The sequence below is a fragment of the Micromonospora sp. NPDC005163 genome (genome assembly GCF_053599835.1).
In genome coordinates this window covers 1-4,968 of record NZ_JBSFYP010000140.1, presented here as the reverse complement: position 1 = coordinate 4,968, position 4,968 = coordinate 1, and the positions used below count along the sequence as shown (strand labels likewise).

Genomic DNA, 4,968 nt, shown 5'->3' with positions numbered 1-4,968 from the left:
ACACTCGGATGGCGAACTCCCGCAGAAGCCCTCAACGATCACCTACTATCAATCCAAACAAGCGGTGTTGCGACGACCCCTTGAACCCGGGCAGTACACGTCGTTCCGGTTCACCACCCACCTGCTCGACGCCGGTATCGACGCCTCGACCGGCAGCGTCGGCGACGCCCTGGACAACGCGCTGATGGAATCCACCATCGGCCTCTACAAGACCGAACTGATCAAACCCCGAGGCCCGTGGCGCAGCCTCGCCCAGGTCGAACTGGCCACCGCCGAGTGGGTCGACTGGTACAACAACCAGCGCCTGCACTCCGCCATCGGACACGTCCCACCCACCGAATACGAATCGATGTTCTACGCTCAACCCCAGCCCCGCGAGGTGGTTGGAGCCAACAGCTGAGGTCTCCACAGAACCCGGGGCGGTTCATCCCAGCCGCTGAAACCTATTAACCAAGATCGCCGGAAACACCGTTAGGGAGACAGCCCCGCACCACCGTTCGTGGAGCGGTTGAAAGTCTGGGGTCTGTTTCGGTGACGGTGGTTCCGGTTCCAGGCTGAGTCCGGTCTGGGCGAGGAAGCCGGGGATCAGGTCGGGTCGGTACTGGATACGCTTGAGTCGGTTGCGGATGATCGCGGCGAGATGGTCCACGCTGTCGACGGCGATGTTGCCCGGGCTGGACTTCATCGTTGACCACAGGTCCTCGACGGCCCAGATCTTTCACGATCTTGGAGTGCCGGTGAGATATCGATGGTTGCCGCTTGGTTCGTGGTGGTTTCGGTGTTCGGGCGTGGTGACAGCCCGGCTGGTGGCCGGGTTCGGCCCTGGTATCCCCTTCGCGGGCCGGGTGGGCGGGGCCTCTCGTCTGGTCGGGGCGGGTGGGATTGCCGTTACGGCGGGGTGACCATGCGTGGATCTTGTTCCAGGCGAGGATGAGGTCGGTCTGGTGCGGGTGGGTGTCGTCGAGGCGGGTCAGCCGTTTACGGGCGCGGCGCACGAGGCGGGCTGGCGCGTTGAGTAGCACTCGGCGCAGGGTGGCCGGGCTGGCTTAGCGCAGCCCGGACTGTTCGGCCAGCAGCCGCAGCAACGGGGCGCCGACCGCACCGATCAGCCCTGACGCCCCGGTGGTCAGCGTCAGTCCGCGGGCCCAGGCGTTGACGCGTTGTTCGATGCGTCGCTTACGCCGCAATCGTTTGGCACGCGCAGCCTTCATACGCAACCTGGTCGATGTCGTACGCTTCACCTGGCAGGTGCCGCCCTTCTGGAAGATTCTCGATCTAGGCAATCCAGATCATTCCAGGTAGGACGGCACCTCCTTTACGTCAGGGCCGGCAAATCAGCCGTCACGCCATCGAGCCCATGAATTCGTGAGGCTGGATGTCGGCGAGCCGTCCGATTCTGCTAACAGAGCGGACGCCCTTTCGCGTCGCCCGACGTGGTCGTCTTACCAGCTCGCCAGACCTCCTTCCGCGCTCCGACACCCGAGGCTCGGATGCGCCGGGTCAGCCCATGTGCTGGTCGTCAGACGTCACGAACGTCCGCAGATGGTCAACCGCCGCAGAGAGCGCGTCCTGAAGGGGGCCGATGTCCCGGGCGACCTGAGCGAGGAGCATGCCACCTTGATACGCCGCGAGGAACATGTCGGCGAGCCGCGCGGGGTCGGCGGACGCGTCGATGCGGCCGAGTTGCCGCATGCGATCGAGCCCGACGCGGAAGATCTCGCGCCACTGCGCGAACACCTCCGCGAGCCGGTCCTGCACGTCGAGATCGGTCTTGACGATCTCGCTCGCGAGCGAGCCGAGGCTGCAGCCGGCCTCGAACGGACGCCCCGAGAGGACGTAGAAGTCCGTCCAGTCCTGGAAGGCCTCGACGGTGTCGAAGCTGGCAAACCGTTCGCTGCGATGGAAGCCGAGGACGCTGTCGGCCTGCCAGTCGATGACCGTCAGGACGAGGCTCTCCTTGGTGGGGAAGTAGTGACTCAGCTGCGATCCACTCACGCCTGCAGCGCGGCGGACGAGCTCGTTGTTGGTTGCGTGGACCCCTTTGCCGTAGATCAACGCCGCCGCATGCTCCAGTATCCGCTCGCGCGTGGCCTGGCCCTTGGGAGTGAGCTTCTGGGCTGCATCCGCCCCGTTGTTCACCTGCATGTAATCAACATAACACAAACTGGGCTTGCGAGCCCATTTTTGATGGTGTTCACTCAAGCGAGTGGACGAAATCGTCCAGTAAAGTCACCCGGAGGTTCATCACCATGTCTCGCCTGACCGCTCCCGCGCGCGCCGACATGGACGCGAAGACGCAGGGCGCCCTCGACGCCATCGCGAAGCAGTTCGGCTTCGCGCCCAGCATGTTCACCACGCTCGCCGCGAACCCGACCGTGCTCGAGATCGTGATGGGCCTGCAGGGCAGCATCGCGAAGCTCCTGGACGCGAAGACGCGCCACACGATCGCCCTCGCGGTCTCTCAGTCGAACGGCTGCCACTACTGCCAGGCACTCCACGGTTTCATCTCGTCGAACCTCGGCGGTATGTCGGCGGAGGAGATTGAGCTCGCCCGCACGGGCACGTCCAGCGACCCGAAGCGCGCCGCCGTCGCGAAGTTCGCGCAGCACGTGATCGAGACGCGTGGCCAGGTCAGCGACGAGGACCTCGCAGCGATCCGCGAGGTCGGGTATATCGACCCGGAGATCCAGGCGATCGTCACGATCGTGGTCGTCACCCTGCTCACGAACTACCTCAACAACGTCAGCGACACCGTCGTCGACGTCCCCGGCGCCGACCACCAGTCGGCCTGACTTTCCTCTCCACCCGCCGTTCAAACGACAGAAAGCACGATGTTGAATCTCGACAAGCTGATCACGAAGCACCTCACCCGCTACTTCGACCCGAGCAAGAGGATCCCGGAGGAGACGTTCCAGCAGCTGCTGCGTTACCTGCACACCTCGCCGACGACGATCAACATCCAGCCGAACCGTTTCCACGTGCTGGAGACGCAGGATGGCAAGGACAAGCTCGCGGACGCACTGGTCGGCCGCTTCGCGGACAACGCGGAGAAGGTGCGCAACGCGTCGCACGCCATCGTCTTCACGACGCGCAAGGACATCCCCGACACGCACCTGCAGGAGATCTTCGAGAAGGAGCGCGCCGACGGGCGCTTCGCCGACCCGGAGATCCAGAAGGGATGGGAGGCGGGCGCCTCCAACTTCGTGGAGATCCAGACGGAGAACTATGGCGGGGACGTGCTCCACTGGCTTGAGAAGAACACCTACCTCGTCGTCGGCGCCACGATGATGGCCGCCGCATCCCTCGGGGTGGACGCGACGCCGATGGAGGGCTTCGACCGCACGACCGTGGACGCGGCCTTCGACCTAACCGACACCGACTACACGACCACGCTGCTTCTGGTGCTCGGCTACCCCGACGAGGCTCGGGTCTCCCGCCAGCCGGTCTCGCGGTTCGACGCGGAGAAGATCTTCACGCACATGTGACGGACGGGGCGGACATCGGACCGCGGTGCCGGCCCCGTTCACTTCGACTCGGTTGCCCGGCGTCCGCACCTCCTCGACGGACGCCGGGCAATCGACCCCCTAAGGACTTCGAGGAGGTCAAGATGCAGATTGATAAGGCAGTGCAGGATCGAGCCGCGGCCCGCGCCGCCGAGCTTCCCGGCTCCGAGCACACACACCAGTTCACCGGCGACTGGGAGGTATGGAAAGTCGGCGGCAAGGTGTTCATGCTGCAGACGTCCATGCCCGGCGAGCCCGTCGTGATCCTGAAAGCGGCTCCATCCGACGCGGAGGCGCTCCGCGCAGCTCACGCGAGCATCTCGCCCGGCTACCACATGAACAAGAAGCACTGGATCACGGTGCGGGCGGGTGCGGACGTCGAGCCCGCGCTTGTCGACAATCTCGTGACCGAGTCGTACCTCCTCGTGGTCGCCGGCCTGCCGAAGCAGAGCCGTCCCGTCAATCCCGCTTCGTTCCGCGTCCCGCCCTCCGCCGACTGATCACGCTGACGCCGACCGCGCCCAGAGCGCTGTTGCCCCTCATCCGAGCAGCGCCCGCACCGGCGCATGGCGCCCTTACGTGGCCGGCCGCGACGAGGACCTCACCGTCGGCGTCCTCATCGAGGCACACGTCCTCGACGACCGCCCGATCGAACCCCACCTGCCGATGAAATACCCTGGTCAAACGCACGCCGTGTTCCGATCTTCGGTGCCTGACCTTCGACAAGCCAGGAACCTATGCTGATCTTGGGACTTCGCCCAACATCAGTGGCCCCTTCGGGGCAGCTTCGCCTGGCGGGTAGGTGCGGTGCCGGCCGGGCGGTCCGTACGGTGTGAGAGTGATCGATGAGTTCAGTGCGCGGTACGCGGAGCTGGTAACGGGTTCCTACGACTGTGTGGACCGGATCGTGCTCAACGCCGGCTGTAGGGCGCCTGGGCCAGGTCTGCGACCGGTGGATCTACACCGCGTGCCTGTGCTTCGCTCTTGACGCCGACGAACAACGCCGATCCAGCTTCAGCTACGCCTACTCGATCTACCAGGTGGAGTACAGCCGTAATCTGCTGTTCCGCTCCGGCGCGCGGATGCAGCACCTGTTCGACCGGGTGGTCGACCGCAACCGCTCCCGCCTGGACGTGCCCGCGGTACGCACCAATCTCGGCGCCAAGAACCGCCCCACGGGACCGAGCCGGCGCGTCCAGCATCGAAGCCGTGATCGAGACACCTCGCTACGACCTGACCTGGTTCAAGGTCTCCTTCGGGCGGCTGGCGGTCAAGGCGTACACCAAAGGCGAACACGTGCTGCGATTCGAGGCCACCGCCCACAACACCAAAGACCTCAAAGTCGGCCGCCTCCAGCCGCCGTTCGGGATCTGATGTGCCTCGCGTTTTCCGGACAGCTGATCAGCAACTAATTCATGCTGCGAGCTGGTAGTTCAGAAACTCGTTGCGGGCCTGTTGCGGCGTC

Annotated in this window: 8 protein-coding genes; 5 read left to right on the top strand and 3 right to left on the bottom strand. The window is 65.0% G+C overall.

Annotation, left to right across the window (positions count from 1 at the left end; genetic code table 11):
* The coding region (locus ACWD6N_RS37395) for a transposase (protein WP_450006698.1) at nt 1-400 on the top strand (400 nt) is incomplete at its 5' end.
* A gap of 24 nt (nt 401-424) precedes the next feature.
* On the opposite strand, the gene ACWD6N_RS37390 is transcribed toward ACWD6N_RS37395, so the two are convergent.
* The 3 genes from ACWD6N_RS37390 to ACWD6N_RS37380 form a co-directional block, all read right to left on the bottom strand.
* On the bottom strand, nt 425-685 hold the full coding sequence (locus ACWD6N_RS37390; RefSeq protein ID WP_450006696.1) for a hypothetical protein: 261 nt from the start codon (nt 683-685) through the stop codon (nt 425-427).
* Between the two features lie 361 nt (nt 686-1,046).
* Nucleotides 1,047-1,211, bottom strand: a complete 165-nt coding sequence (locus ACWD6N_RS37385) for a hypothetical protein (protein WP_354968543.1) — start codon at nt 1,209-1,211, stop codon at nt 1,047-1,049.
* Between the two features lie 289 nt (nt 1,212-1,500).
* Nucleotides 1,501-2,145 carry a TetR/AcrR family transcriptional regulator gene (locus ACWD6N_RS37380; RefSeq protein ID WP_450006694.1) on the bottom strand — a complete coding sequence of 215 codons (645 nt, stop codon included), beginning with the start codon at nt 2,143-2,145 and terminating at the stop codon, nt 1,501-1,503.
* Nucleotides 2,146-2,249: 104 nt separating this feature from the next.
* On the opposite strand from ACWD6N_RS37380, the gene ACWD6N_RS37375 reads away from it, so the two are divergent.
* The 4 genes from ACWD6N_RS37375 (at nt 2,250) to ACWD6N_RS37360 (ending at nt 4,877) form a co-directional block, all read left to right on the top strand.
* A complete protein-coding gene (locus tag ACWD6N_RS37375; protein WP_354968545.1) occupies nt 2,250-2,792 on the top strand; it encodes a carboxymuconolactone decarboxylase family protein in 543 nt (180 codons plus the stop codon).
* A gap of 39 nt (nt 2,793-2,831) precedes the next feature.
* A complete protein-coding gene (locus ACWD6N_RS37370; protein ID WP_354968546.1) occupies nt 2,832-3,485 on the top strand; it encodes a nitroreductase family protein in 654 nt (217 codons plus the stop codon).
* A gap of 122 nt (nt 3,486-3,607) precedes the next feature.
* Complete coding sequence (locus ACWD6N_RS37365; protein ID WP_450006692.1) at nt 3,608-4,003, top strand: MmcQ/YjbR family DNA-binding protein; 396 nt, start codon at nt 3,608-3,610, stop codon at nt 4,001-4,003.
* Nucleotides 4,004-4,712: 709 nt separating this feature from the next.
* Nucleotides 4,713-4,877: a hypothetical protein gene (locus ACWD6N_RS37360; RefSeq protein WP_450006690.1), complete on the top strand. Its 165-nt coding sequence runs from the start codon at nt 4,713-4,715 to the stop codon at nt 4,875-4,877.
* Nucleotides 4,878-4,968 lie beyond the last annotated feature (91 nt).